The 23,978-nt window shown below is 62.7% G+C and carries 22 protein-coding genes; 10 read left to right on the top strand and 12 right to left on the bottom strand.

The window, feature by feature from the left end; translation table 11 throughout:
* Positions 1–14: 14 nt before the first annotated feature.
* The 3 genes from AC0GUR_RS00110 to AC0GUR_RS00100 are packed head-to-tail and all read left to right on the top strand — an operon-like array spanning position 15 to position 5,003.
* A complete protein-coding gene (locus tag AC0GUR_RS00110; RefSeq protein WP_472875428.1) occupies positions 15–1,082 on the top strand; it encodes a PilW family protein in 1,068 nt (355 codons plus the stop codon).
* Positions 1,082–1,639 carry a pilus assembly PilX family protein gene (locus AC0GUR_RS00105; RefSeq protein WP_472875427.1) on the top strand — a complete coding sequence of 186 codons (558 nt, stop codon included), beginning with the start codon at positions 1,082–1,084 and terminating at the stop codon, positions 1,637–1,639. The genes AC0GUR_RS00110 and AC0GUR_RS00105 overlap by 1 nt, the downstream gene beginning before the upstream one ends.
* 34 nt (positions 1,640–1,673) lie before the next feature.
* Positions 1,674–5,003, top strand: coding sequence for a pilus assembly protein (locus AC0GUR_RS00100; protein WP_472875426.1), 3,330 nt, complete (start codon positions 1,674–1,676; stop codon positions 5,001–5,003).
* A 147-nt stretch (positions 5,004–5,150) separates the two neighbouring features.
* On the opposite strand, the gene AC0GUR_RS00095 is transcribed toward AC0GUR_RS00100, so the two are convergent.
* Positions 5,151–6,194 carry an isoaspartyl peptidase/L-asparaginase family protein gene (locus AC0GUR_RS00095; protein WP_472875425.1) on the bottom strand — a complete coding sequence of 348 codons (1,044 nt, stop codon included), beginning with the start codon at positions 6,192–6,194 and terminating at the stop codon, positions 5,151–5,153.
* Positions 6,195–6,354: 160 nt separating this feature from the next.
* On the opposite strand from AC0GUR_RS00095, the gene AC0GUR_RS00090 reads away from it, so the two are divergent.
* A complete protein-coding gene (locus AC0GUR_RS00090) occupies positions 6,355–7,713 on the top strand; it encodes a 3-oxoacid CoA-transferase (protein ID WP_472875424.1) in 1,359 nt (452 codons plus the stop codon).
* Positions 7,714–8,222: 509 nt separating this feature from the next.
* Here AC0GUR_RS00090 and AC0GUR_RS00085 read toward each other — a convergent pair.
* The 3 genes from AC0GUR_RS00085 to AC0GUR_RS00075 form a co-directional block, all read right to left on the bottom strand.
* Positions 8,223–9,143, bottom strand: a complete 921-nt coding sequence (locus AC0GUR_RS00085) for a sensor histidine kinase (protein WP_472875423.1) — start codon at positions 9,141–9,143, stop codon at positions 8,223–8,225.
* An 84-nt stretch (positions 9,144–9,227) separates the two neighbouring features.
* Positions 9,228–9,959 carry a response regulator transcription factor gene (locus AC0GUR_RS00080; protein WP_472875422.1) on the bottom strand — a complete coding sequence of 244 codons (732 nt, stop codon included), beginning with the start codon at positions 9,957–9,959 and terminating at the stop codon, positions 9,228–9,230.
* Positions 9,960–10,069: 110 nt separating this feature from the next.
* Complete coding sequence (locus AC0GUR_RS00075; RefSeq protein ID WP_472875421.1) at positions 10,070–10,684, bottom strand: arylesterase; 615 nt, start codon at positions 10,682–10,684, stop codon at positions 10,070–10,072.
* On the opposite strand from AC0GUR_RS00075, the gene AC0GUR_RS00070 reads away from it, so the two are divergent.
* From AC0GUR_RS00070 to AC0GUR_RS00060, 3 genes are read left to right on the top strand one after another with little or no spacing between them, the layout of a single operon-like run.
* Positions 10,683–11,408, top strand: coding sequence for an ABC transporter ATP-binding protein (locus AC0GUR_RS00070; RefSeq protein ID WP_472875420.1), 726 nt, complete (start codon positions 10,683–10,685; stop codon positions 11,406–11,408). The two genes, AC0GUR_RS00075 and AC0GUR_RS00070, sit on opposite strands and share 2 nt — an antisense overlap.
* Positions 11,405–13,888 (top strand): ABC transporter permease, encoded by a 2,484-nt coding sequence (locus tag AC0GUR_RS00065; protein ID WP_472875419.1) that lies wholly within the window; start codon positions 11,405–11,407, stop codon positions 13,886–13,888. Before AC0GUR_RS00070 ends, AC0GUR_RS00065 begins: the two co-directional genes overlap by 4 nt.
* Before the next feature lie 9 nt (positions 13,889–13,897).
* A complete protein-coding gene (locus AC0GUR_RS00060; protein WP_472875418.1) occupies positions 13,898–15,010 on the top strand; it encodes an SLC13 family permease in 1,113 nt (370 codons plus the stop codon).
* A gap of 471 nt (positions 15,011–15,481) precedes the next feature.
* Here AC0GUR_RS00060 and AC0GUR_RS00055 read toward each other — a convergent pair whose 3' ends face one another.
* A complete protein-coding gene (locus AC0GUR_RS00055; RefSeq protein ID WP_472875417.1) occupies positions 15,482–16,258 on the bottom strand; it encodes a DUF4097 family beta strand repeat-containing protein in 777 nt (258 codons plus the stop codon).
* 128 nt (positions 16,259–16,386) lie between these two features.
* Here AC0GUR_RS00055 and AC0GUR_RS00050 point away from each other — a divergent pair, with 128 nt between their 5' ends.
* Positions 16,387–16,923 carry a hypothetical protein gene (locus tag AC0GUR_RS00050; RefSeq protein WP_472875416.1) on the top strand — a complete coding sequence of 179 codons (537 nt, stop codon included), beginning with the start codon at positions 16,387–16,389 and terminating at the stop codon, positions 16,921–16,923.
* A 99-nt stretch (positions 16,924–17,022) separates the two neighbouring features.
* Here the strand turns inward: AC0GUR_RS00050 and mazG are convergent, their stop codons facing one another.
* The 6 genes from mazG to gspN are packed head-to-tail and all read right to left on the bottom strand — an operon-like array spanning position 17,023 to position 21,151.
* Positions 17,023–17,835: a nucleoside triphosphate pyrophosphohydrolase gene (gene mazG / locus AC0GUR_RS00045; RefSeq protein WP_472875415.1), complete on the bottom strand. Its 813-nt coding sequence runs from the start codon at positions 17,833–17,835 to the stop codon at positions 17,023–17,025.
* Positions 17,832–18,659, bottom strand: coding sequence for a 3'(2'),5'-bisphosphate nucleotidase CysQ (cysQ, locus tag AC0GUR_RS00040; RefSeq protein ID WP_472875414.1), 828 nt, complete (start codon positions 18,657–18,659; stop codon positions 17,832–17,834). Before cysQ ends, mazG begins: the two co-directional genes overlap by 4 nt.
* Positions 18,656–19,213: an ADP compounds hydrolase NudE gene (nudE, locus tag AC0GUR_RS00035; protein ID WP_472875413.1), complete on the bottom strand. Its 558-nt coding sequence runs from the start codon at positions 19,211–19,213 to the stop codon at positions 18,656–18,658. Before nudE ends, cysQ begins: the two co-directional genes overlap by 4 nt.
* Before the next feature lie 19 nt (positions 19,214–19,232).
* Positions 19,233–19,577 (bottom strand): hypothetical protein, encoded by a 345-nt coding sequence (locus AC0GUR_RS00030; protein ID WP_472875412.1) that lies wholly within the window; start codon positions 19,575–19,577, stop codon positions 19,233–19,235.
* 9 nt (positions 19,578–19,586) lie between these two features.
* Positions 19,587–20,369 (bottom strand): inositol monophosphatase family protein, encoded by a 783-nt coding sequence (locus tag AC0GUR_RS00025; protein ID WP_472875411.1) that lies wholly within the window; start codon positions 20,367–20,369, stop codon positions 19,587–19,589.
* Complete coding sequence (gene gspN, locus AC0GUR_RS00020; RefSeq protein WP_472875410.1) at positions 20,366–21,151, bottom strand: type II secretion system protein N; 786 nt, start codon at positions 21,149–21,151, stop codon at positions 20,366–20,368. Before gspN ends, AC0GUR_RS00025 begins: the two co-directional genes overlap by 4 nt.
* Positions 21,152–21,203: 52 nt before the next feature.
* Here gspN and AC0GUR_RS00015 point away from each other — a divergent pair, with 52 nt between their 5' ends.
* Positions 21,204–22,565, top strand: a complete 1,362-nt coding sequence (locus tag AC0GUR_RS00015) for an adenosylmethionine--8-amino-7-oxononanoate transaminase (RefSeq protein ID WP_472875409.1) — start codon at positions 21,204–21,206, stop codon at positions 22,563–22,565.
* A gap of 30 nt (positions 22,566–22,595) precedes the next feature.
* Here the strand turns inward: AC0GUR_RS00015 and AC0GUR_RS00010 are convergent, their stop codons facing one another.
* Positions 22,596–22,961, bottom strand: a complete 366-nt coding sequence (locus AC0GUR_RS00010; RefSeq protein ID WP_472875408.1) for a hypothetical protein — start codon at positions 22,959–22,961, stop codon at positions 22,596–22,598.
* A gap of 162 nt (positions 22,962–23,123) precedes the next feature.
* Here AC0GUR_RS00010 and AC0GUR_RS00005 point away from each other — a divergent pair, with 162 nt between their 5' ends.
* Positions 23,124–23,858 (top strand): 16S rRNA (uracil(1498)-N(3))-methyltransferase, encoded by a 735-nt coding sequence (locus AC0GUR_RS00005; protein ID WP_472875407.1) that lies wholly within the window; start codon positions 23,124–23,126, stop codon positions 23,856–23,858.
* Positions 23,859–23,978 lie beyond the last annotated feature (120 nt).

Raw genomic sequence — 23,978 nt, 5'->3', positions numbered from 1 at the left:
TTGCAAGCACTTGCATGCATCGCCATCGGGCATCGAGCGCGCATCGTCCTCAACGGGGCGTTTCGCTGATCGAGGTGATGATCGCGATGGCCATTGGCTTGGTGCTATTGGCGGCGCTGAGCACGCTGTACGTGGCCAACAGCCAAAACCACAACGAGTTCAGCAAAACGTCCGCTCAGGTGGAGAACGGCCGCTTCGCCACTCAATCCATTGAACGTGACGTCGCCATGTCGGGCTTCTTTGGTCGCGCCAGCCTGTTGCCGTCTTCACCCACGTATGGAAACCCGGACCTTTGTGCCACGACACCAGCCACCCTCGGCATTGGCACGACAGGTGGATTGACCTTGCCAAACGGCATTGTCGGGCGGGCCATCAATGCCGCGACGCCTGCTTGCCTGTCGACCTACAACGTGGTTCCCAACTCGGAAATGCTCACGGTCCGCTATGTATCTGGCGACGTTTCCGCAGCGGTGGATGGCACCAACTACTTCCTGCAACTTTCACAATGCGCCACTGACCCAGTGCCCTTGGTATTCAGCAAAACAAGTACTGTCTTCAGTCTTCAGACGCTGACCTGCAACGGCAAAGCGGCCGAGCTCCGTCAGTATGTAGTGCGCACATACTTCCTCTCGACCTGCGACAACTGCTCGCCGAGCGACAACATTCCAACGCTCAAGGTGGCCGAACTGAGCGCTGGCGCCGTATCGGTATCGTCCCTGGTCGAGGGCATCCAGGACATCCATTACAGCTACGGCGTGGATCAGGACGGCAACGGCTCGCCGGATTGCTATGTGGATGATCCGGCAATCGACAACTCGGCAACCTGCACCTCGATACCCGCTTACAGCTGGGCCAGCGCCGTGACCAACTGGTCCAACGTGACCGCCGTGCGCGTCAGCGTGCTGTCGAGGAATACCGACTTCACCAATGGATGGACTGATAGCCGCACCTACAACCTCGGTCGCACTGCGGTCGATGGCGGACAGACCACGGATGGCCCCTTCAACGACAAATACAAGCGCCACGACTACACCTCGCTTGCGCGGGTGTGGAACACGGGCGGCATAAGGGAGATCCACTGATGAAAAGCATGCATGCCAGCCGGCGCTTGCAGCGCGGTTTCACACTGGTCACGACCTTGATCTTCCTGATGATCTTCATGATCTCGGCGATCTCCATGGTCGGCGTCAGCCTTTCCGACGTCAAAGTCGCCAACAACGAACAGTTTCAGTTTGAGGCGCAGTCGGTAGCTCAGCAGGGTATCGAGTATGTGGTGAGCCAACCGTTCACGCAGACCTTGATTACAAGCACCACCAGCGTCCCGGTAAAGCTCTATAGCGCTACCGCCGCCACCTATACCGCGCAGGTCGCGGCACCAGTGTGCGATGCGATCACGCCGGTGCTCGGCTCCTCACTGAATCCAAACGTCGCGACGGACGTGGCGTGCGAGATGTCTTCCAAACAATCCTCTTACGGCATGATCAGTTCCGGAGGGAACACCAATACGCCTTGTTCAGACACGCAATGGGATGTGCAGTCCTCGGTGACCGACGCGAGTGTGTCGGGTTCGGCCGTCGTTGTTCACCAGGGCATTTCAGCGCGCATGTTCTCACCCGCCGCGCAGGCGGAATGCCATTGAATTCCCTCGTCCACCTTTTTCCTGGGATCGTGCCATGAGCATGCAGCGTCGTACCTTGCTTCGCGTCGCACCGGCAGCACTTTTTCTAGCGATGGCCACTGTGCTGTCACCGCTTGCCTGCGCGGAAGATATCGACATCTACGCACCGGCTATCAATGCGCAGCCGGGCGGCACACCTGACCTGATGATTTTGCTGGACACCGCCAGCGCATGGAACGGTGCTGTTTCGTTCACCTGTCCAACCGTCAACGGCGTACAGCCCACCTCATCAAACAATGCCGGCAAAGATGCCGGCTTTGTACAATGTGCGTTGTACCAGGCGGTGTACGATCTCGGCCAAAGCACTTCGCTGTCAGGCAACATCAATGTCGGTCTGATGCGCTACAACATCAAGAAGGATGGTGTAGCCAACACGGGCCAGACCTTTTCCGGCAATGGCGCAACGCTCAAATCGCCTTCGGTAATGGGCTCGCCGGGGCCGGCGCCCCAGCCACTTCCGCTGATCGGTGGCCCCACCTCCACTGGTGTATCGAACCTCAATTCACTACTGACGACCATTCAGGCGCTGGACCGTACCGGGGACGGCTCCAATAACGAGAACATGGGCACGGCCTTGCAGGAAGTCTGGGCTTACTTCGCCGCCCAGGTGGGCCAATCCAATGAGAGTTACACCGGCCTGGTCAACAGCAACGTTTGCCGGAAGAACTTCCACGTTTTCATCGCCGGTGCATTCACCAATACCAAGGCAGGCGCCAACGTGAACTGGCAGGCGCCTTTGCAGGCAGCAGGCGCCACGTCCGCTCAACAAGCAGTTGTCGCCATTCCAGCACCCAATAACAAGTACCAAGGCCAAGGCGGTGGCCCCGAGTGGGCGCGCTTTATGTTCCAGAACGATCTGTCGGGCGGGCAAGATCCCAGTGGCATTGAAAACATCGTCACTTACACCATCGTCGTGACGGATGGCAGCAATCCCAACCTGGTCGCGTACATGCAGGCGATGGCCTCCAATGGTGGCGGCAAGGCCTTCATCGTCAACGTCACGGATGCCAATCCCCTGCAGGAGCTGGTCAACGCGTTGCTACAGATCTTTGGCGAGGTTGAAGCCGTCAACAGCGTGTTCTCCTCGGTGAGCTTGCCGCTCAGCGTGAACAACCAAGGCACCTACCAGAACCAGTTCTTCTACGGCATGTTCCGCCCGGAGAGCAGTTTCTTGCCGCGCTGGTGGGGCAACCTCAAGCAGTATCAGGCTGGCCTCTACAACGGCGGTGTAGCGCTGGTGGACTCTGCCGGCAATCTGGCGATCAACAACAACACGGGCTTTATTACCCAGAGCGCGGTGAGCTTCTGGACTACCACGACCAATGCCGTAGGCACGGCACAGTGGCCAAGCACGGGCTACTGGTACAACACATGGCAAGCCAATGCGCAGAGCTTTGGTGCGGGCGGTGCTTTCGACTCACCTGATGGCGAGAAGGTAGAGAAAGGTGCCGTGGCGGAAGTGCTTCGCGGAATGAATCTGGCAAGCGACGTTCGCACGGTCTACACGTGCAGCAATAGCACCAACGCCTGCAGCACTTCCGCCCTGGACAAGTTTGCCATCAGCAACTCAACGCTAACGGCCAACACCAATACGGCCTTCGGCACCTCGAGCAGCACGGTGCCCAGCACCAGCACACTGATCAACTGGGTGCGTGGCGAAGATCTGGCCGGTAACGAAACCGAACCGGGCCCGTACGGGCTCTCTCCCACCCTGCCCAACAGTTACACATCCACGGCGCGCCCTTCCATCCACGGCGACGTTCTGCACTCCCAGCCCGCCGTCATCAACTACGGCGGCACCACCGGTGTGGTGGTTTATTACGGTTCCAATGACGGCATGTTTCACGCCATCAACGGCAACGAGACGGCGAGCATCACCAGTGGCACGGTGACGGTGCCCGCAGGTGGCGAACTGTGGTCCTTCGTGGCACCCGAGTTCTTCCCGCGACTTGCTCGCCTGTATAGCAACAGCCCCTCGGCCAAGTTCGGCGCCAATCCACCCAGCGGGTCCACGCCGAAGGATTATTTTTTTGATGGGTCGTCCGCGGTGTTCATTGATAACCGCCCGGCCAGTACCACCTATGGCTCCAAATACATCTACCTCACGCCCCGCCGTGGCGGTTCTTTCATCTACGCCTTCGACGTCACCAATCCGCTGGCCCCCAAGTTCCTTTGGGAAAAAACCAAGGCCGACCTGCCGGAGCTGGGCCAAGCGTGGTCGCAACCGATCATTACCCAGGTGTCTGTGCCCGGCCAGACCAACCCCGTGCTGATCATGGGTGGTGGCTATGACCCGGCAGAAGACAGCGACCCGCCCCCCGCTAGCGACAGCATGGGGCGCGCCATTTATGTGCTCGACGCCGTTACCGGCAAGCCGCTGTGGGCAGCGCAGCAGAGCTGCTCCAATGCTCCTAAAACCGGAACATGTGTGGCCGTTACCGGCATGACACGCGCGATTCCCTCCACCATCACCCTGCTCGATCGCAATGGCGATGGCTATACGGATCGCCTGTACGCCACTGACGTTGGCGGCAACATCTGGCGCGTCGACCTGCCGTTGACCGGTGGTGTGAGCGCATGGTCGGTGAGCCAATTGGCCAGCCTGGGTGGCACGGGCAACAATGCGCGCAAATTCTTCTATCCGCCCGATGTGGAGACGACTTCGCTGGGCTATGACGTGGTCGTCGCTTCGTCGGGAGACCGCGAGCATCCGCTTTACACGGCATCCGCGGGCACGGCCAGCCAAGTGCAGAACGCGTTCTTCTCGATCCAGGATCCCAACATTGGCACTAGTGTGCCTTCCAGCTGGACGCCCATCACCGAATCCAACCTGGCCTTGCTGTACACCAGTGGACAGACGCCGGTGGCGTACAGCTCGACCACCAAGTCCACCTCGGGTGGCACCAGCCAGGGTTTCTTCATCAACTACCAGGCCAGCGAAAAGGGCGTCAACGCGCCGCTTATCGTGTCCGGGTATACCTATTTCGGCACCAACACACCCACCCAGCCGAGTTCGGCGCCGGTCTGTCAGGCCAACCTGGGTATCGCTCGCGGTTATGCCGTCAGCTTCCTCACCGGACTTGGCCTGAATCAGTACGGCTTTGTGCCTTTTACCGGCGGCGGCATGCCGCCCTCGCCTGTATTCGGCTTTGTGCAGATCGGCAGTGGCTCGTCGATGCAGACCGTGGGCGTGCTGATCGGCGGCGGCAACCAGCTCTCCTCGAGCACGCAGGACGGCTCCTCCGCCCTGGGCGCGCAGCAGATATCGCCACCCAGCTTCCATACCCGCAAGCGCACGTATTGGTATCAGGAAGGCGTCAAGTAAGAGAGCGGCGTCTGCCGCTGCACGCTCAGGCTTATCCGGCTATCGAACCGGAAGCCTGAGCGTGTATGACCTGACGGTCATTGGCGATAAGCAAGGTCATGAATGATCGACGCCCTTGCATATCCCTCACCGCCTGCAGCAACAAACTTATTGCCCGCTGCTGTTTGCATCTGCGGGCAGCGGCTCAGCGGTGCCGTCATCCTCGTCTCCATACAGGGCAACATGCGGCACACCGTCGGCACCTATCCAGCCGCGATACATGCCGTCGGTGTTGAACGGCATGGCGACGGTGCCATTCGCGTCCACCGCGATGGCGCCACCGTTTCCGCCCATGGACGGAATTTCCTGATTGATCACCTCGGCGACTGCGCGACGCAGCGGCACACGCATCTGTGTGACGCGCATGCAGATCTCGTGTGCCGCTACCGTGCGCATGTAGTACTCGCCCCAGCCGGTGCCTGATACGGCGCATCCGGAATTGGCGTAGGTTCCCGCCCCGATAATCGCCGAGTCGCCCACCCTGCCCCAGCGCTTGTCGTTCATGCCGCCGGTGGATGTGCCCGCGGCGAGATGCCCCTGTGTATCCAGCGCCACCGCACCGACGGTACCGAAATGTTTGGCCGTCTCGACGTCCGAGTGCTTGGCGTGCTCGGCATCTTCCTTCAGTGCCCGCTGCAATTGCTGCCAGCGCTCTTCGGTACGGAAGTAAGCAGGATCAACCAGTTCGATGCCCACCTGCTTGGCAAACTCCTCCGCACCATCGCCCACCAGCATCACGTGCTGGGATTTTTCCATCACGGCGCGCGCCAGCAGGATCGGATTCTTCACGCGGTGAACCCCGGCGATCGAACCTGCCTCCAAGGTGTTGCCGTCCATGATCGCCGCGTCCAGCTCGTTTTTGCCGTCATGGGTGAACACCGAGCCCTTGCCGGCGTTGAAGTTCGGGTCGTCCTCAAGCACGGTGATGGCAGCGGCCACCACGTCAATGGCGGTCTTGCCATCCTTCAGCTGGGCGTAGCCGTTCTTGAGTGCCAGCGTCAGCGCGGCTCGCACCGCCTTTTCCTTAGCCGGACTCATTTCGCGCTTGATGACCCCTGCGCCACCATGGATCACCAGCACAGGCGATGCAGCATGGCTCACGGACGCCATCCCCAGTGCCGCGATGGCCGCGACAAGACGACTGGACTTCACTGACTTAACTCCCTTGATCTTGGGGCCGAGTATAGCCAGCCGCCCGTCCATGCTCATCCGGATGGTGCCCCTCACAAGTCGTGGACCCGGACGAGGCATGCCTGGTCATCAATCCGTCGTATCCTTGGCAGCTGGCTCTCCCCTGCAAGAAGGCATCGCAATGGACAAGGTTTATGCAAGCGCGACGCAGGCCCTCGACGGGCTGCTGTTCGACGACATGACCATCGCCGCCGGCGGCTTCGGCCTGTGTGGCATTCCCGAGAACCTGATCGCGGCGCTGCTGGCCGCCGGCACCACGGGACTCACCATCGTGGGCAACAACGCCGGTGTCGACGATTTCGGCATGGGTCCGCTGCTCAAGACGCGCCAGGTGAAGCGCGTGTACGCCTCGTATGTGGGCGAGAACAAGGAATTCGAACGTCAGGTGCTGGCAGGCGAACTGGAGCTGCATCTGGTGCCGCAAGGCACGCTGGCCGAAAAGCTGCGCGCCGGTGGCGCTGGCATCCCCGGTTTCTACACGCGCACGGCGTTCGGCACCAAGCTGGCCGAGGGCAAGGAAACCAAGGTATTCGACGGCAAGGAATACGTGCTGGAAGAAGCAATCCATGCCGACGTCTCGATCATCAAGGCATGGAAGGGTGATCGCCTGGGTAACCTGGTGTTCCGCAAGACCGCGCGCAACTTCAACCCGATGATTGCCACCTGCGGCAAGGTCTGCGTTGCCGAGGTGGAAGAACTGGTGGAGGTCGGCACGCTCGAGCCGGACAGCATCCATGTGCCTGGCATCTACGTCGACCGCATCATCAAGGGCCCGTCGTACGAGAAACGTATCGAGTTCCGCACCGTCGCCGGCGCCAATACAGGCAAGGAAAGCCCGATCCGCACGGCCATGGCGCAGCGCGCCGCGAAGGAGCTGCAGGACGGCTTCTACGTCAACCTAGGGATTGGCATTCCGACCCTGGTAGCCAATTACATTCCGCCGGGCATGGACGTCACCTTGCAGTCGGAAAATGGCCTGCTCGGCATCGGCCCGTTCCCGGATGATGCGCATGTCGATCCGGACCTGATCAACGCAGGCAAGCAGACCATCACCACCCTGCCCGGCTCCAGCTTCTTCTCCAGCGCCGAATCGTTCGCGATGATCCGCGGCGGCCATATCGATCTGTCGATTCTCGGCGGCCTGGAAGTGTCCAGCACCGGCGACCTCGCCAACTGGATGGTGCCCGGCAAGATGGTGAAGGGCCCGGGCGGCGCAATGGATTTGGTCAGCGGCGTGAAGCGCGTGGTGGTGCTGATGGAGCACACCGCAAAGGACGGCTCCCCGAAGATCAAGGACCAGTGCGACCTGCCCATCACCGGCAAGGAATGCGTGGACCTGATCATCACCGACCTGTGCGTGTTCTCGGTGGAAAAAGGCAAGGGCCTGACGCTGATCGAGTTGCAGGATGGCGTGACGGTGGACGACGTCAAGGCGAAGACGGGTTGCGCGTTTGCGGTGAGTGCTTCGCTGAAGGCGTAAGCAGACGCGTCTGTTTCGCCCGTCATCCCGGCGCAGGCCGGGATGACGCTGTTTATGAGGCGGTTTGGCAAGATTGGCCCCTCACCCCAACCCTCTCCCCGACGGGGAGAGGGAGAAGTGCGGTGCATCGCGAATTTCCGAGCAGTGCCGAAGGACCGCAGCGTCGCTTCGCTTTAAGTCCTCTTCGCGATGGCGCGTTGCGGTGTAGCCGTACCGCGTGTCGTGCGATCGTGACGTTCCGGGCTTCGCGACCGTCAAGGCTTGTATTAATCACGACGCTACGACGACCCCGCTCTGGAGGCCGTTTTCTTTGGGTTACTTTTCTTTTGGGCCAGCAAAAGAAAAGTGACTCGAGCGTCCCACGGGGACTAGCTTTGCGTCGTCGGCAGACGATCGAAACGCCCGCCGCGTAGGCGGCACGCTGGCGAGATCGCTCAATCAGAGCCAAGAGCAAAGTCACTGGATCCCGGCGTACGCCGGGAAGACGAGCGAGAAGGACAGCCGCAAAGTTAGCCCGCCACCGGCAACGGCTCCGGGAAACGTATACGCGCAATGTAACGCCGCCCTTCGCGCGTCTGCAGTTCCAGCGGCCAGTGAAAACGCTCGCTGATGCGCTCGGCAATAGCCAACTCAAAACCGTGCCGATCAGCCGCCATCGACGACGACATATCGCCACGATGCGTCACCGTCACCACACCCGGCATCACAGTGATCACCACCGTGCCGCCCTCCGCCTGCTGACACGCGTTGCGTATCAGTTGCCAGCAAAGCACCGCGAACACGCGCGGCGAGCCATGCAGCGCGAAGCGGGCCGGCTCTTCCAGCTCCAGCGTAATCGGCCGCCCCTCCAGCATTTCCAGCACATCGGGCAACTCGTGGCGAATCACATCATTCACCACGAAATCTTCTTCGGTGAGCCCGTTGTCGGATTCGCGCGCAAGAATGAGCAAGGCTTCGACCAGCGCTTCCATCTCTCGCGTTGAACGCTTGATGCGCTGTACGGAGCGCTGACCGAACTCACCCAGCGACGGGTCATCCGCCAGCATATCGGCCGACATCTTGATCACCGTAAGCGGGCTACGCAGCTCATGGCTGGCATCACGCGTGAAGTTGCGCTCACGCTGGTTGTAGCCAACGATGCGGTTGGCGAATCCATACAGGCTGCTGGCCAAGGTGGCGACGTCGGCGTCAGTACGGCGTGGTAACTGGTCAGGACGCCAGCCATCCAGATCCAGTGACTGTTCGTCCCAGCGGCTGACCGCTTTGGCAAGCCGACTCACCGGCACCCATGCACGGCGTGCTGCGAGCCAGGTCAGCACGCTGATGATCACGATCAACGCCAACACAGCGCCCACCGGCGCCAGGTCATAAAAGCCCATCAGGCACACGATCACGATAGCCAGCATTTGCAGGCCAAAAATGATCGACATGCGCCGATGAAACAGCCCGCGCCGGAAGACCCGCGCGGACTGCGTGTTGCGCCTGCTACCCATAATCAATTCATGCGGACGTCATCATGCCGGCTGCGAAACGGACGCTACCTCCGATTCAAGATCGGCGAGGCGGTAACCAGCGGAGTGGATGGTATGCAGCAGTGGTCGCTCGAACGGTTTATCGATGACCCGGCGCAGGTTGTAGAGGTGAGAACGCAGCGTATCCGAATCCGGCAGCGTGTCGCCCCAGATCTCGCGCTCGATGTCGCGACGACTCACCACGCGAGGCGATTCGCGCATCAGAATGGCCAATAGCTTCAGGCCGATCGGCGAAACGGTGAGCTCCTGACCACCGCGCACCAGACGCAGCGTGGCGGTATCCAGGGTCATGTCGCCCACGGTGAGTATTTCGGTAGACACCTGGCGACGGTCGCGACGAATCAGTGCACGCAAGCGTGCTTCCAGCTCGCGGACTTCGAATGGCTTGACGAGGTAGTCGTCCGCGCCCGCTTCCAGACCCACTAGCTTGTCTTCCAGCGTGTCGCGGGCAGTAAGCATCAGTACTGGCGTGGATTTCTTGGCGTCGCGCCGCAGCTTGCGGCATACATCCAGACCATCCATGCCCGGAAGCATCAGGTCGAGCACCACCACGTCATAGCTGTTGGACACAGCCAGATGCAGCCCGCTCACACCGTCGGCGGCGTAGTCGACCGAGTAGCCACGGCGCTCCAGAAACTCGCCCACCATCTCGGCAATCTGGCGGTTGTCTTCCACCAGAAGAATCAGTCCCGATTGTTCGTCGCGCGAGCTCATCCCTACCTCCTGAAACTGATTTCACAAAGGTGAACAGCTAACGACTGGCATCGTGAGGAGCATGTGAAATTCGGCTTACCGGTTCACATGAGGTTGTGATCGTATTCACGTTAGCGCAACAGCGGTTGCAACGCCTTCCACACGTTGTCCAACACCAGGGGCTGGGCCGACGCCACCGGGTGCAGACCATCCTCCTGCATCAACTCGGGCTGAAGTGCGACGCCGTCGAGCAGAAACGGTACCAGCGCGGTCTTTTTCTCGCGAGACAGGTCGGCGTACACGGCCCGCAGGCCATCCCGGTACTGGGGCCCATAGTTCACCGGCAGCTCGATGCCCACCAGCACCACGCGCGCCTTGGCCTGTTGGCCGGCCTCGACCATGGCCGCCAGGTTTTCGCGCAGCTTCGCCAAGGGCAGGCCGCGCAGGCCGTCGTTGGCGCCCAGTTCGATCACCAGCACCGAGGGGTGCGACTTCTCCAGCAGCGCGGGCAGCCGGTTGCGGCCGCTGAGCGACGTTTCTCCGCTGATGCTGGCATTGACCACCGTCCAGCCCGGCTCCATCTTGGCTAGACGGTCACCCAGCAAATGCACCCAGCCAGACTCGACCGGAATGTTGTGCGCGGCGGACAAGGAGTCGCCCAGCACAAGCACAGTTTTGGGCGTGGCCGCGTTAGCAGCCCCCGCGAGGGTGCCCAACAAGACCAGCAAGCAAAGGAAACGACGCATGAGTGGCAGTGCCTCTGTTCTGACCAACAACGTCCTCTTGGACGCGGTCGATGTTAGCAAGTCGGTTCAAGGCCCCGAAGGCCGGCTGGACATCCTTTCCGGCGTGTCGTTGCAGGTGCGCGAGGGCGAGAGCTTCGCCATTGTCGGCGCCTCTGGCTCGGGCAAAACCACCTTGCTGGGTTTGTTGGCTGGATTGGATGTGCCCAGCAGCGGCCATATCGCGCTCGATGGCCACCCCCTCGAGAAGATGGACGAAGAAGCCCGAGCCGATCTGCGCCGGCGTCTGGTGGGCTTCGTATTCCAATCGTTCCATCTGCTGCCGGCGCTCACGGCCGAAGAAAACGTGATGCTGCCGCTGGAGCTGGAGGGCCGCGACGACGCACGAACCCGCGCTCGCGAGGCGCTGGAAGCCGTGGAGCTCACCGCACGCCGCCGCCACTACCCTGCGCAACTGTCCGGCGGCGAGCAGCAACGCGTCGCGATTGCCCGCGCCTTCGTGCACGGCCCTCGCCTGCTGTTTGCCGATGAGCCCACCGGCAACCTGGACCAGCGCACCGGTCAGCATGTCAGCGACCTGATGTTTGCGCTCAACCACGATCACCGCACCACCCTGGTACTGGTGACGCACGATCAGAAGCTGGCCGCGCGCTGCGCCCGCCAGGTCACGCTCGATAACGGGCATGTGCTCGTGCCGTCCCGTTCGTCCGCGGCGGTCGCGCCATGAAGCTGCTCGCGCTATCTCTGCGCAGCTTGCGCCGTGAATGGCATCTGCCTGAACTTCGCACCCTCGGCGCCTCGCTGGTGCTCGCCGTGGTGGCGCTGGGCGTGGTCGCCACGTTGTCGACCCGCATGGAACGTGGTGTGCTCGCCAGCGCCGCCGAGCTCATTGGTGGCGACGTGGGCATCAGCGCGCCGCAAGCGCTGCCAGCCACGTTCGCCGAGAAGGCGGCGCACGGCGGAATACAGGTGACCCGCGGTGCAGTTTTCCCCAGCGTGGCCTTTGCACACGAGCAGAGTCAATTGCTGGATGTCCTGGCCACCGATGGCTCGTATCCGCTGCGCGGCACCATGGAGTTGCGCCAGATGCAAGGCAGCAACGTGATCGGCCATGGCCCCGCGCCCGGCACGGTCTACCTGGACCACCGCGCCCTGGTGGCCCTGAACTTGAAGCTCGGTGACACCGTACAACTGGGTGGCCGTGACCTGCGCATCGCCGCCGAACTGATCCGCCAACCGGATGGCGGCGAGCTGGTCGCGATGGCGCCACGCGCGCTCATGAATATCAGCGACGCCGAACAAGCAGGCCTGCTGGGCACCGGCAGCCGTGCCCGTCACCGCCTGCTCGTGGCGGGCTCGCCCGCAGCAGTGCAGGAGTGGCGCGACTGGGTACAAGCGCAAACGCTGCCGCAGGGCGCCGAGCTGATTACGCCCGAACAGACACAGGAGCGCATGCGTAGCGCCTTCGACCGCGCCAGCGCCTTCCTGCGGCTCACGGCGCTGCTGTCCGCCCTGTTGGCCGGCGTCGCCATCGCCATGGCCGCACAGCGCTACGCGCGCCGCAAGACCAACGAGGTCGCCCTGCTGCGTGCCCTGGGCACGCCGCGCCGACGGGTGCTTGGCCTGCTGGTTGGCACGCTGGGCTTGCTCGCCGTACCGGCGGTCACGCTTGGCGCACTGGTGGCACTGATCCTTGCGCAGATCACCTGGGGCTTCGCCAGCCAGTTGTTCTCCACCATACCCACCCCCATGCCGCTCGGCCCCGCCGTCGCCGCCGCCGTGATGGGGCTGGCCGTGCTGGCCGGCTTCTCCTTGCCGCCGCTGGCTCGACTTGCCGAGGTGCCGCCGGTGGCGGTATTCCGCGAAAGCGCCGCGCGACGTGTGCGTCGTTTCGATGCGCTCTATCTCGTGCCTGCGTTGGTGGCATTGCTGTTGATCTGGAGTCAGAGCGGCTCGGCCAAGCTGGCGGGTGTGCTTGCGGCGAGCCTGCTGGGTGTTGCGGTGGTCGCCGCCCTGCTCTCTGCCCTGCTGCTGTGGATCGCCCGACGCGTCGCGCCGGGCGCACACCCCGCGCTACGCCTGGGCCTGGCTGCGCTCGCACGCCGGCGCAGCATGAGCCTGCTGCAGGCCACCGCGCTGAGCCTTGGCTTGGTGGCGCTGTTGCTGCTTGCCATCGTCGCGCCAGCCCTGCTGGAAGGCTGGCGCAGCGAACTGCCCGCCGACACGCCCAATTGGTTCGTGCTCAACCTACAAACGGATCAACGCGACGGCTTCGAACAAACTCTTGCCAGCATCGGCGGCCAAAAGCTCAACATGCTGCCGCTGGCGGTCGGCAAGCTGACCGCCATCAACGGACGCCCCATCGACCAACTCACCTTCAAGGACCCACGTGCGAAAGACTGGGTAGATCGCCAGCTGCGCCTGTCGTGGGCGACCGATCTGCCGCCCAGCAACGAAGTCATCGCCGGCCAGTGGCCTGGCGACCACCCGGCGCAAGCGGAGGTCTCCATCGACACCATGTGGCGTGACCTGTTTGCATTGAAAGTGGGCGACACCATGAGCTTCAACGTGGGCGAAGGCAGTATCGATGCCCGCGTGGGCAGCATCCGCAAGGTCGACTGGACCTCGTTCAGGGTGAATTTCTTCTTGCTGTTCGATCCCGCCCACGCCAGCACGCTGCCACACACCTGGATCGCCAGTTTCTACCTGCCACGAGGGCACACCGATGCCCTGGCGAAACTCTCGCGCGACTACAGCAACCTCAGCCTGATCGATGTCGACGCCATGCTCGATCGCGTGCGCGAAATCGTGGCGCAGGTGAGTGGCGCCGTGCGCTGGGTGCTGGGCTTCAGCCTGTTGGCCGGTGCACTGGTGCTCGCCGCTGCGTTGGCAGCCAGTGCACAAGAGCGCCGTCACGAAGCCGCACTGCTACGCACGCTGGGTGCCCGCCGCAGTCAACTGCGCGCCGCTGCAGCGTGTGAATTCGCCTTGCTCGGTCTGGTGGCCGGCCTCACGTCGGCGTTCGGTGCGGCTGGTACCGGACTGTGGCTGGGGCATGCCATCTTCCACATTGAGCACTTCGTGCCACCCATGGGCTCGTTGTTGCTGGCTGCGCTTGCCGCCGCCGTGGTGGTGATGATGTTGGGGCTGGCAGGCACGTCACGGGTCAGCCGCACACCGCCGATGCGCCTGCTGCGGCAGGCCTGAGCCTTGCGCATGCCTTCATGGATGGCGCGCCTGGCAGAGGAGCACCTGCTGCTCTGCTTCGCTTTGGTGGCGGCCTTGCTGGCCGCCGTCGACCCCCGGCCACTGGCGGATTACCAACGCTGGCTGCAGATCCCCACCCTGGCGGGCCTGCTTGGCCTGTTGATCTGCATCCAGGGCATCCGCGACAGCGGACTGGTGCAACACGCAGCGGCAGTGCTGGTTGCGCGTACGCACTCACTGCGCGCACTTGGGTTGTTGTTGGTCTGCATGGCCACCGTCCTTTCCATGGTGCTGACCAATGACGTCAGCCTGTTCCTGGTGGTGCCGATGACACTCGCCATCGGTCGCATCTCCAACCTGCCGGTGATGCGCGTGGTGGTGCTGGAGGCGCTAGCCGTCAATGCCGGATCGACCCTTAGCCCCATCGGCAATCCACAAAACCTGCTGCTATGGCAGTACACGCACCTGCCATTCCTGGCCTTTGTGCGCACCATGCTGCCGGTGTTCGGCGTCATGTTCGCCCTGTTGCTGCTGCTCACATGGGTATGGATGCCGCGCGGGCGCGTGGTGCTGCACGCCGAGGATATAGACGGCCATCCCATCTCCGCCTCGCAAGCCATCCTCTCTGTGATAGCGCTGGCCAGCATGGTTTTGATGATGGAACACAACCACGCACTGCTCGGTGCGATATTGCTGCTGGTGCCGTTCGCGCTGTTGGAGCGAAGCACCTTGGCCCGCGTGGATTGGTTTCTGCTGGCAACCTTCGCCGCGATTTTTCTCGCACTCGGTCACTTTGCGGAACTAGGCCTGGTGCAGCACGCACTGGACAGCCTCAATCTCGACAACCCGCTCACGCTCTACATCAGCGGCATCGTCACCTCGCAAGCGATCAGCAATGTGCCTGCCACCGTGTTGTTGCTTCGGCACGCACCGGATGCGATGACCTTGGCGGTGGCGGTGAATGTGGGCGGTTTCGGCTTGGCCATTGGTTCGATGGCCAACCTCATAGCGCTGCGCTTGGCCGGGCAGCCTCGCGGGGCACGGCTGCTGCACCTGGTGTCGGTTCCGTTTCTGCTTGTGTGTGCGCCACTGGTGTATTTGGTGTGGCGCTGGCCTTCCTAGCGGCGCGAGAAGCGGCGACCCGACGCTTTAAGTCCTCTCCGCTATGGCGCGTTGCGGTGTAGCCGTATCGCGTGTCGTGCGATCGTGACGATCCGGGCTTCGCAGACGACAAGGCTCGTATTAATCACGACGCTGCGACAACCCCGCTCTTGAGGCCATTTTCTTTGGGTTACTTTTCTTTTGGGCCAGCAAAAGAAAAGTGACTCGAGCGTCGGCAGACGATCGAAACGCCCGCCGCGTAGGCGGCACGCTGGCGGAGACGCTAGATCGGGAACGAAAGTCACTGGATCCCTGCTTGACCAGCCTTCGGCTGTTGAAGAGCGCCTTGCGGGGATGGCGATGAGGGGAACACAGGCAATCGCAAGCACCCGGCCCTCACCCCAACCCTCTCCCCGATGGGGAGAGGGAGCAAAGGCTGTAGGTACGCACTCGCCAAAACACTGAGAAAAACCGGGATCACACAAGCAACCCTCAATCATCCCCTCGATCACGCGGCACACTCACCTTCCCCACCACACCAGAGTGGCTAACGTCCCCACTCCCCTTCGCGCCAAGCGAGAAATCCCCTCGCACGTCGTACACGCGCAAATCCCCCGAACCCAACGTATCAACCCTGACACCACCACTCACCGAACGAATGGCGACACTGCCAGAACCGATGCTGCCGACGCGGACATCACCACGTACACCGTTGATCTTCAGATCACCCGACCCCACCGAGCCGGCATCGACACTGCCCACATCCTTCGCTTCCACCTCACCCGAGCCCACGCTCATCGCAAACGGACCCGGGATCTTGCTGACGTGTAGATCGCCCGAACCCACCTTGGTCCGCAGGCTCTGAACTCCGTTCACCGAGGCATCGCCAGAGCCCACGTTGAGTACTACCGGCATCTGTGCCGGCAACTGCATGTCCAGCTTCAGGCTGCTATAGCTGTGCCCGAACAGGCTGATGCTCATATGGTGATCCGAGCCGGCCTCCACGATCAGCCGGTCGCCTTCGCGCCGTTGCGTCACCACCAAGTCGTCTAGCAACTTGGGATCCGATGCGCAGGCGCGTCCGGTGACCGTGCCTCCCTTGGCCGCACCATCGCCGTTGAGGTGAAGGTCGTGGCTGCGGATATCCACTTGCACTTCACGCACCCCGGCGAGATCAAGGGTGAGATTGCGAGGTGCCTGGTACTTGCACTCATCGGCGTGCGACGCCATCGGGGCAAACAGCAGGGCAGCGAGGACTAGACGGCGCATAACAGGCTCCTTGTTGATCGTATGCAGCATGAGATGCGGCAAGTCGCCGAAAGGTTTACAGCCGTTGCCGTCAACGCGGCCCGGCAAGCGGCGTTTCAAATCCCATACCATTTGGGAGGCCGCTCGCCATGCAACGCAAGACTCTGCTTGTATCCGCCCTGGCCCTGCTGCTTGCCGGCGCGGCGTCATTCACCCTTGCCCAGGACGGCGCTCCGAGCGCACCAGCGGCGCCCAAGGCCCCAACGGCAGGCAAAGCCCCACCGATGATGGGTCCGGGTAACGCGGCAGGCCCCATGGATGGGCTGGGCTTCGATCATCACGACTTCGGTGGGCCGGGCATGGATGGCCGCCAGTCACCGGTGATCGAGGACCTGCATGCGCTTGAAAAGTTGTACCTGATCAGCGGCCGCGCCAAGGAATTGCCGGCGCTTTACAACGAAGTGCTGGCCAAATCGCAGGATCCGCGTGTGCGCACTTACGTGTATCACCACCTCGCCCGCGCCCAGGCCCTGCCTGCCAACCCGGATCAGGCCATCGCGACGCTGCGCAAGAGCCTCGAGGAGAACTTGGCGAACGAAGCCAGGCAGCGCGCCGAGTTCGAAAAAATGCGTAGCGAGCGGGAGCAACGCCGGAGCCAGGCGAAGCCCGCTGCCGCCCAGCCATAATCACAACAAGAATAAACGGCACTGCTGTCAGGGCAGCGCTCCGACCTGAGGCACGGGAACCCCAGAGCCCGTGCCTCCTTTTTTGCGCAGCCGTACGCCTCAGCCAGCGTCTTCCGTGCGCTTGGCCTGCTGCCACAGCGCTTCCTGACCCGCCAGATCGCGTTCCGGCAAGGGCGTGCCCTCAGCCGCCGCCAACTGCTCCATGTGACGGAAGCGTCGCTCGAACTTGGCGTTGGCGTGGCGTAGCGCCTGTGAAAAATCCACGCCGGCATGTCGCGCCAGATTCACCACGACAAACAACACGTCGCCAATCTCATCCTGCAGGCGTTGGCGATCGCGACCGTTGGCAAATTCCGCGCGTACTTCGCCCACCTCTTCCAACAGCTTGTCCAGCACGGGTTGTTCGTCGGGCCAGTCAAAGCCCACCTTGGCCGCACGCTCCTGCAACTTCAATGCGCGCTTCCATTCCGGCAGTCCGCGCGATACACCGGCCAGCGCACTGGCATCGTGTTGTTCGCCCTTCGCTGCGCGCTCGGCAGTCTTGATGTCTTCCCAACCCTGCTTTTGCGCATCGAGGTTGTCGTCGCTCTCGTCGCCGAACACGTGAGGATGTCGGCGCACCATCTTGTCGCTGATGGCATGCGCCACATCGGCAAACTCGAACAGCCCGGACTCCTTGGCCATCTGCGCGTGGAACACCACCTGCAGCAGCAGGTCGCCCAGCTCGTCGCGCAGATCGTGCCAATCCTGACGATCGATGGCGTCAGCCACCTCGTAGGCTTCTTCGATGGTGTAGGGCGCAATGGTAGAGAAATCTTGCTGCACGTCCCACGGGCAACCGTTCTGCGGGTCGCGCAAGCGCGCCATGATGGCGAGCAGATCGTCGAGGCTGTGCCGCTGAGTGTGACTCATACGACGTCCAGGTCGGCGGCGAGCAAGCGCGATTTCCAGTCCACCGAGGTATCGCCCACCGTGATGAACTCGGGATTGATCAACGAGTCACCGCAGTTGTAGCGAAGCGGTTCACCGGCCAGGTTGAGCACGGCGCCACCGGCTTCTTCCACCACGCATTGCGCTGCGGCGGTGTCCCACTCGCTGGTAGCACCTCGGCGCAAATAGACGTCCGCAGCACCCTGGGCCACCAGGCAGAACTTCAGCGACGAACCCAGCGGCTTCGACTCATAGCCGTCACCAATCAGTTGCTGCAGCAGTGCCGTACCGGAGCCACCATGCGAGCGGCTGCCGGCGACCATGGGTGGCTCACCCAAAGCGCGTGTGGCCATGCGTGTCAGGGCTTCGCCAGCGCCGGCCTGCATCCACGCCCCGTGACCACGCATGGCGGCATACAACACGCCAGCTACCGGTGCCAACACCACGCCAAGCACCGGCTCATGATCTTCGATGAGTGCGATGTTGACGGTGAACTCGCCGTTGCGCTTGATGAACTCGCGCGTGCCGTCGAGAGGATCCACCAACCAGTAGCGGCGCCACTCACGACGCTGCGACCAGGGCGCGGTACGCGCCTCTTCCGAGATCACCGGCAAGTCGCCTTCAAGTGACACCAAACCGGCCGTAATCACACGCTGCGCAGCAAGGTCAGCGGCGGTGACTGGCGAATGATCGAGCTTGCGCTCCACCTCGAACTCATCGCCGTAGACCACCAGGATGGCTTCGGCGGCTTCGCGGGCAATCGCTGCTACCTGTTGCAGCAGCGCAGGGAGAGAAGAATGGGTCATGTCGGAGAAAACCGGCCGGCGAGATATTCGCGGGCCATGAAAAGGGCGGCGATGGAACGGCCTTCGGTGACGTCGTCGCGGCCCACCAACGTATGCAGGTCAGCCATCTTCCACGGAACCACTTCCAGCTCTTCGGGCTCATCGCCTTCCAGCCGTTCGGGGTACAGGTCCTGCGCCAGCACCACATGCGCCATATGGGTCATGTAGGAAGGCGACAGCGACAGGTTGTGCAATATCTTCAGCTTGCGCGCGCCATAACCGATCTCTTCCTTGAGCTCGCGATCAGCGCCCTGCTCCACCGTTTCGTCGCGATCCAGGCGGCCCTTGGGCAAGCTCAGTTCATAGCGCCCCACGCCCGCGCCGTACTCGCGCACCAGCAGTACCGTCTCGTTATCGATCATGGGGACCATGATGACCGCACCCAGGCCGCTGCCTTTCAAGCGTTCATAAGTACGGCGCTCTCCGTTGGAGAACTCGAGATCAAGCTGTTCGACGCGCAGAAAACTGCTGTCGCGAACATCGCGGGTGGCATGGATGATCGGTGGTTTGCGCATCGGTGGATTGTAGCGCGGCTTAGCGGGGTGCCGCCGGGGCGTACCCGCGGCGCGCAAAGGCGGCCCAGACCAGCAGTCCGAACACCATGGCCTGAAACAGGCTGTTCGCAGCTCCCCAGATCGCCGCAACATGCGAGGCACGGGAAATGCCGGCATCGCGTATCGCGTTCGGCACATACCACCCTGTCATCAGGGCGGACGAGAAGAGCAGCAACATTTCCACCACGCATGCCACCAGCACCAGCACGGCAGACCGTCGAGCCCTGGACCAGTACAGCGCCGCTATGACCACGCCGACGAGTGCTGCGGTGAGCAACGGTGAACTGCCAAGCAGAGTCGAATAGATCGGAATCAGGTCTTCCATGAGGGTCCCTCAGCCGTGGATCGAGAGCCGGTCCAATGCCTGTGCGTGGATGGCCGGCGTGCCGGCCAACACGCTACCGGTATCCAGGGTGAGCGCCTTGCCGTGAATGTCGGTGAACACACCGCCCGCCTCCCGCACGATGACGGCAAGGGCGGCTACGTCGAGAATGTTGACGTCCGATTCAATCACAAGATCCAGGCCGCCCCGCGCAAGCAGGTGGTAGTGGCAGAAATCGCCGTAACCACGGATGCGGTTGCTGTCGCGAATCATCGCGCCCAGCGCGTCCCAGCGGGCATCCTTCGTCAGGGTCTTGATGTTGCCGGTGGAGATGGATGCCTTCTCCATGTCGATGGTGGCGGCTACATGAACTCGCTCACCCTCGAACCACGTGCCGCCACCGGCACTGGCCCACATGGTTTCGCCATAGATGGGCGCACTCGATACGCCCAGTACCAGCTCGCCGCGATGCATAAGCGCAATCTGCGTGGAGAAGAAGGGAGTGCGCCGCACGAAGCTTTTGGTGCCGTCGAGTGGATCGACCATCCACAGCAGTTCGTGGTTGTTGTCGTCGCGACCGAATTCCTCGCCATAGATGGACGCCTGCGGCAACGCCTGCTGCAGCACCTTGCGGATGGCCAGCTCGGCCTCGCGATCTGCAACGGTAACCGGCGTATCGTCGCTTTTGATCTCCACATCCACGCCACGGCGCCAGTAATGCAGCAGCACGTCGGCCGCCGCCTGCGCCGCTTCGCGGGCGGCCGCGAGGGCCTTGGGCACATCCAGTTCGCTCATCGCTTCCCCCCGGGCAAGGCGGCCGCGAGGCCACCGCTGTAGTTGATATGCGTGACGCCATCGGCGTCGGTAGCGCCAAAGCCCGACAACCAGCGCTGCAAGGCGGGCACGTTACCTCTCGGCGCGGCCACTGCCGTGAATCGTCGCGCCAGCGGGCTGAGTTGGAGACGTCCATCGATGCGCAATGGCCCTCGGCCACTGTCATTCAGATGTCCTTCGATGACGCCATTGCTGGCGTGCAACGACAGCTGCAGCGCACCTAACGGTAACTCACCCTGGCGGGGTGTACGTACCACAGCGTCTTCCCACTGCCCTCGTGCATCGAGGGTCACCGGCCAACCACCGCGCAGCTGCACCTTGCTTGCCCTCATGTCGAGCGTACCGCCCGGCTGCCCCGTCGGCAGCGTGAGAGAGGCCGCCAGCATGTCCAGATCAAAACGCATATGGACGTCCGTCCACTGTGCATCGGCAGCATTCGGTCCGGTCATGCTGCCGGTGAATTCGATGCGGGGGCCATGCAGTTCGAAGTGCAGCCGGTTGTCGCCCAACAAGGCGCGGCGCGACAGTTGCCAGCTGGCCTGCCCCAGCTCCGTGCCCTTGGCAGAGATGACCCGGCCCGCCCTGCCGTCCCACAGCTGGCCGCTCACCTGCTCCAGGCGCACGCCGTTCAGGCGCGGCGCCAACAGCGGCATCACCCAGCTCGCGGGCAAATACCACAGCAGTACGAAGACGATCGCCGCCAGAGCCAGCAGACCGAACCATGCAGTACGCCAATACTTCAAACCAGCATTCCTTAACTTGAGCAGGAGCGCCTAAAACCCCGATCATAGCCTGATGAACACTCTCCCTGCTGCCGACGCGCTGGTGCGTCGTGACCTGAGCCGCCTGTGGCATCCCTGTACGCAGATGCATGACCACCAGACGGTGCCGATGGTGCCGATTGCCCGTGGCGAGGGCGCCTGGCTGATTGGCACCGATGGGCGGCGCTATCTCGATGGCATCAGCTCGTGGTGGACCAACCTGTTCGGCCATGCCAATCCGCGCATCGCCGCTGCACTCGCTGATCAGGCACGCACGCTGGAACACGTGATTTTTGCCGGCTTCACGCACGAACCCGCCGTCGCTCTTGCCGAGGAACTGGTGCGCGTCACGCCGCCCGGCCTTGATCGGGTGTTTTACGCGGACAATGGCTCGGCGGCGATCGAAGTAGCGCTCAAGATGAGCTTCCACTACTGGCTCAACCAGGGTCACGGTGAAAAGACGCGCTTCATCGCGCTCACCGGCAGTTATCACGGTGAAACGCTGGGTGCGCTGTCGGTAAGCGACGTGGGGCTCTACCGCAAGACGTATGCGCCGCTGCTGCTGACACCCATTCTTGCGCCATCCGCGGATACCTATGAGGCGCTACCAGGCGAAACACCCCCCGAGGTGGCGCAGCGTCGCCTGACGCAACTGCGGCAAGTGCTGGAGCAGCACGCACACGAAGTTTGCGCCGTGATCGTGGAACCGCTAGTGCAATGCGCCGGTGGCATGCGCATGTATCACCCCGACTACCTCGCGGGCTTGCGAGTGCTTTGCGATGAATACCAGGTACATTTCATCGCCGATGAAATTGCCGTGGGCTTCGGCCGCACCGGCACGCTGTTCGCTTGCGAGCAGGCGCAGGTATCGCCTGATTTCATGTGTCTGTCCAAGGGCCTTACCGGCGGCTTCCTGCCGCTGTCGGCCGTGCTCACCACCACCCAGGTCTACGAGGCGTTCTACGCCGAATACAGCGCGGGCAAAGCTTTCCTGCACTCGCACAGCTATACCGGCAACCCCCTTGCATGCAGGGTGGCGCTGGAGACGCTGGGGATCTTCCACGACGAACCTGTGCTGGAGCGCAACCGCGTTCTGGCCGCGCACTTGTCTCGCCGTCTTGCGCCGCTACGGGATCATCCGCACGTGGCGGATGTCCGTCAGACCGGCATGATCGCCGCGATTGAGCTGGTCGCGGACAAAACCAGCCGCACGCCGTTCCCGGCTGGGGAACGACGCGGGCTACGCGTTTACCTGCATGGACTCGCCAACGGCGCGTTGCTGCGCCCGCTGGGCGACGTGATCTATTTCATGCCGCCCTACGTCATCAGCACCCAGGAAATCGACCATCTGGTGGACACGGCCATCGCCGGCATCGAGCGGGCGACGGCCGCATGAGGTACTGAACCCGCGTTGCCGCAACGACGCTTAATGGCGACCGCTGACGGTGATGCTGGGGTCGAGCTGCTGTAGCGCCCTTCCTGTATCGATCTGTCCGGTATTGAGGATGTCCTGACGGCTATAGCTATTGCCATGATTTGGCAGACACGTACCCGGCTTGGGCGGAATCAGGCTGCCCGTGCTTTGCAGGCACGCGCGGTCACCGGGTCGCGGCGGCCTTTGCTGCTGAGTGGGCGTCGCCGCGTTAGCACTGACCTGCCCATCCGGCAGGGCCTTCATCATCTGGCTCTCGGGAGCCGGGGCCGCCGGTGCCTGCGTACTCTGAGCTGCCGCCACCGAACTCACGCCGAATGCCATGAGCAGCGCGAGCGATAGGCTGGTGGTTTTGTTCATGATCCACCTCCGGGGATAAGTGGGAACCATAGACATCCTGCGCCGACGCCGGCCGACAGGCAATCGAGGCCGATCACTCGTTCAGGTATCGCCGCGCAAAGCGCCCGGACGACGCTGCGCGGGTCCGTTATGCTTTCCGTTTCGACAGGTATAGAACGCTTTATGCGCACCATCCGCATACACGTGGACCAACCACTCGCCGCCGGCCAGGAACTGGGCCTGCCCGCCCAGGCCGGTGAACATGTGGCCCGCGTACTGAGGCTCGTCGCGGGCGACGGCATCACCCTATTCAACGGCGACGGCTACGACTACCCCGCCGTGATCCAGGCCGTCGGCAAGCGTGACGTGACGGTGCAGGTGCAGTCTTCACAGGCCGTCGACAACGAATCGCCCTTGCCGCTGACCCTCGCTCAGGGGGTCGCGCGCGGCGAAAAGATGGACCTGATCGTGCAGAAGGCGACCGAGCTAGGCGTCACCCGCATCGTGCCGCTGCTTACCGAGCGCTCGGAAGTGAAGCTGGATGCTGCGCGGGCGGAAAAACGTCTGGCCCATTGGCGTGCGGTGGCGGCCAGTGCGTGTGAGCAGAGTGGTCGTGCCCGCCTGCCAGAGGTGACACCGGCCATCCCGCTCGAGCAGTGGTTGCGTGATTTGTCGAGCGATGGCGCGCTGCGTCTGGCTTTGCTGCCAGAGGGTACACAGCGGCCTTCTGAGCTTCGTTTCTCAGCTGCTGGTGGTGTGCTGGTAGTCGGCCCGGAAGGTGGACTGGGGCTGCGTGATACGGCGGCGCTGACGGATGCCGGCTTTATCGGGTTGCGTCTTGGGCCGCGGATTCTTCGTACCGAGACGGCAGGGCTGGCGGCGTTGGCGGCGCTACAGGCGTTGCATGGGGATGTTTGAAGACGGACGCAATGTAGCGATACCGCGATCTGGCTCGCCCGCGGCGGGCTTCCGACCTCCTGCCGGAGGCCGGGTCACTTTCTCTTGCTTGCCCAAGAGAAAGTAACCAAAGAGAAGGGC

The sequence above is a fragment of the Dyella sp. PARNA 12/25 genome (assembly GCF_055702865.1).
The sequence above is the reverse complement of the archived record's forward strand: the minus strand, read 5'-3'. Positions and strand labels throughout refer to the sequence as shown.

Coding starts and splice junctions, on each gene's coding strand:
- AC0GUR_RS00110 (WP_472875428.1), top strand. CDS start 15: ATGCATCGCCATCGGGCATCGAGCGCGCATCGTCCTCAACGGGGCGTT.
- AC0GUR_RS00105 (WP_472875427.1), top strand. CDS start 1,082: ATGAAAAGCATGCATGCCAGCCGGCGCTTGCAGCGCGGTTTCACACTG.
- AC0GUR_RS00100 (WP_472875426.1), top strand. CDS start 1,674: ATGAGCATGCAGCGTCGTACCTTGCTTCGCGTCGCACCGGCAGCACTT.
- AC0GUR_RS00090 (WP_472875424.1), top strand. CDS start 6,355: ATGGACAAGGTTTATGCAAGCGCGACGCAGGCCCTCGACGGGCTGCTG.
- AC0GUR_RS00085 (WP_472875423.1), bottom strand. CDS start 9,143: ATGTCGATCATTTTTGGCCTGCAAATGCTGGCTATCGTGATCGTGTGC.
- AC0GUR_RS00080 (WP_472875422.1), bottom strand. CDS start 9,959: ATGAGCTCGCGCGACGAACAATCGGGACTGATTCTTCTGGTGGAAGAC.
- AC0GUR_RS00070 (WP_472875420.1), top strand. CDS start 10,683: ATGAGTGGCAGTGCCTCTGTTCTGACCAACAACGTCCTCTTGGACGCG.
- AC0GUR_RS00075 (WP_472875421.1), bottom strand. CDS start 10,684: ATGCGTCGTTTCCTTTGCTTGCTGGTCTTGTTGGGCACCCTCGCGGGG.
- AC0GUR_RS00065 (WP_472875419.1), top strand. CDS start 11,405: ATGAAGCTGCTCGCGCTATCTCTGCGCAGCTTGCGCCGTGAATGGCAT.
- AC0GUR_RS00060 (WP_472875418.1), top strand. CDS start 13,898: ATGCCTTCATGGATGGCGCGCCTGGCAGAGGAGCACCTGCTGCTCTGC.
- AC0GUR_RS00055 (WP_472875417.1), bottom strand. CDS start 16,258: ATGCGCCGTCTAGTCCTCGCTGCCCTGCTGTTTGCCCCGATGGCGTCG.
- AC0GUR_RS00050 (WP_472875416.1), top strand. CDS start 16,387: ATGCAACGCAAGACTCTGCTTGTATCCGCCCTGGCCCTGCTGCTTGCC.
- mazG (WP_472875415.1), bottom strand. CDS start 17,835: ATGAGTCACACTCAGCGGCACAGCCTCGACGATCTGCTCGCCATCATG.
- cysQ (WP_472875414.1), bottom strand. CDS start 18,659: ATGACCCATTCTTCTCTCCCTGCGCTGCTGCAACAGGTAGCAGCGATT.
- nudE (WP_472875413.1), bottom strand. CDS start 19,213: ATGCGCAAACCACCGATCATCCATGCCACCCGCGATGTTCGCGACAGC.
- AC0GUR_RS00030 (WP_472875412.1), bottom strand. CDS start 19,577: ATGGAAGACCTGATTCCGATCTATTCGACTCTGCTTGGCAGTTCACCG.
- AC0GUR_RS00025 (WP_472875411.1), bottom strand. CDS start 20,369: ATGAGCGAACTGGATGTGCCCAAGGCCCTCGCGGCCGCCCGCGAAGCG.
- AC0GUR_RS00015 (WP_472875409.1), top strand. CDS start 21,204: ATGAACACTCTCCCTGCTGCCGACGCGCTGGTGCGTCGTGACCTGAGC.
- AC0GUR_RS00010 (WP_472875408.1), bottom strand. CDS start 22,961: ATGAACAAAACCACCAGCCTATCGCTCGCGCTGCTCATGGCATTCGGC.
- AC0GUR_RS00005 (WP_472875407.1), top strand. CDS start 23,124: ATGCGCACCATCCGCATACACGTGGACCAACCACTCGCCGCCGGCCAG.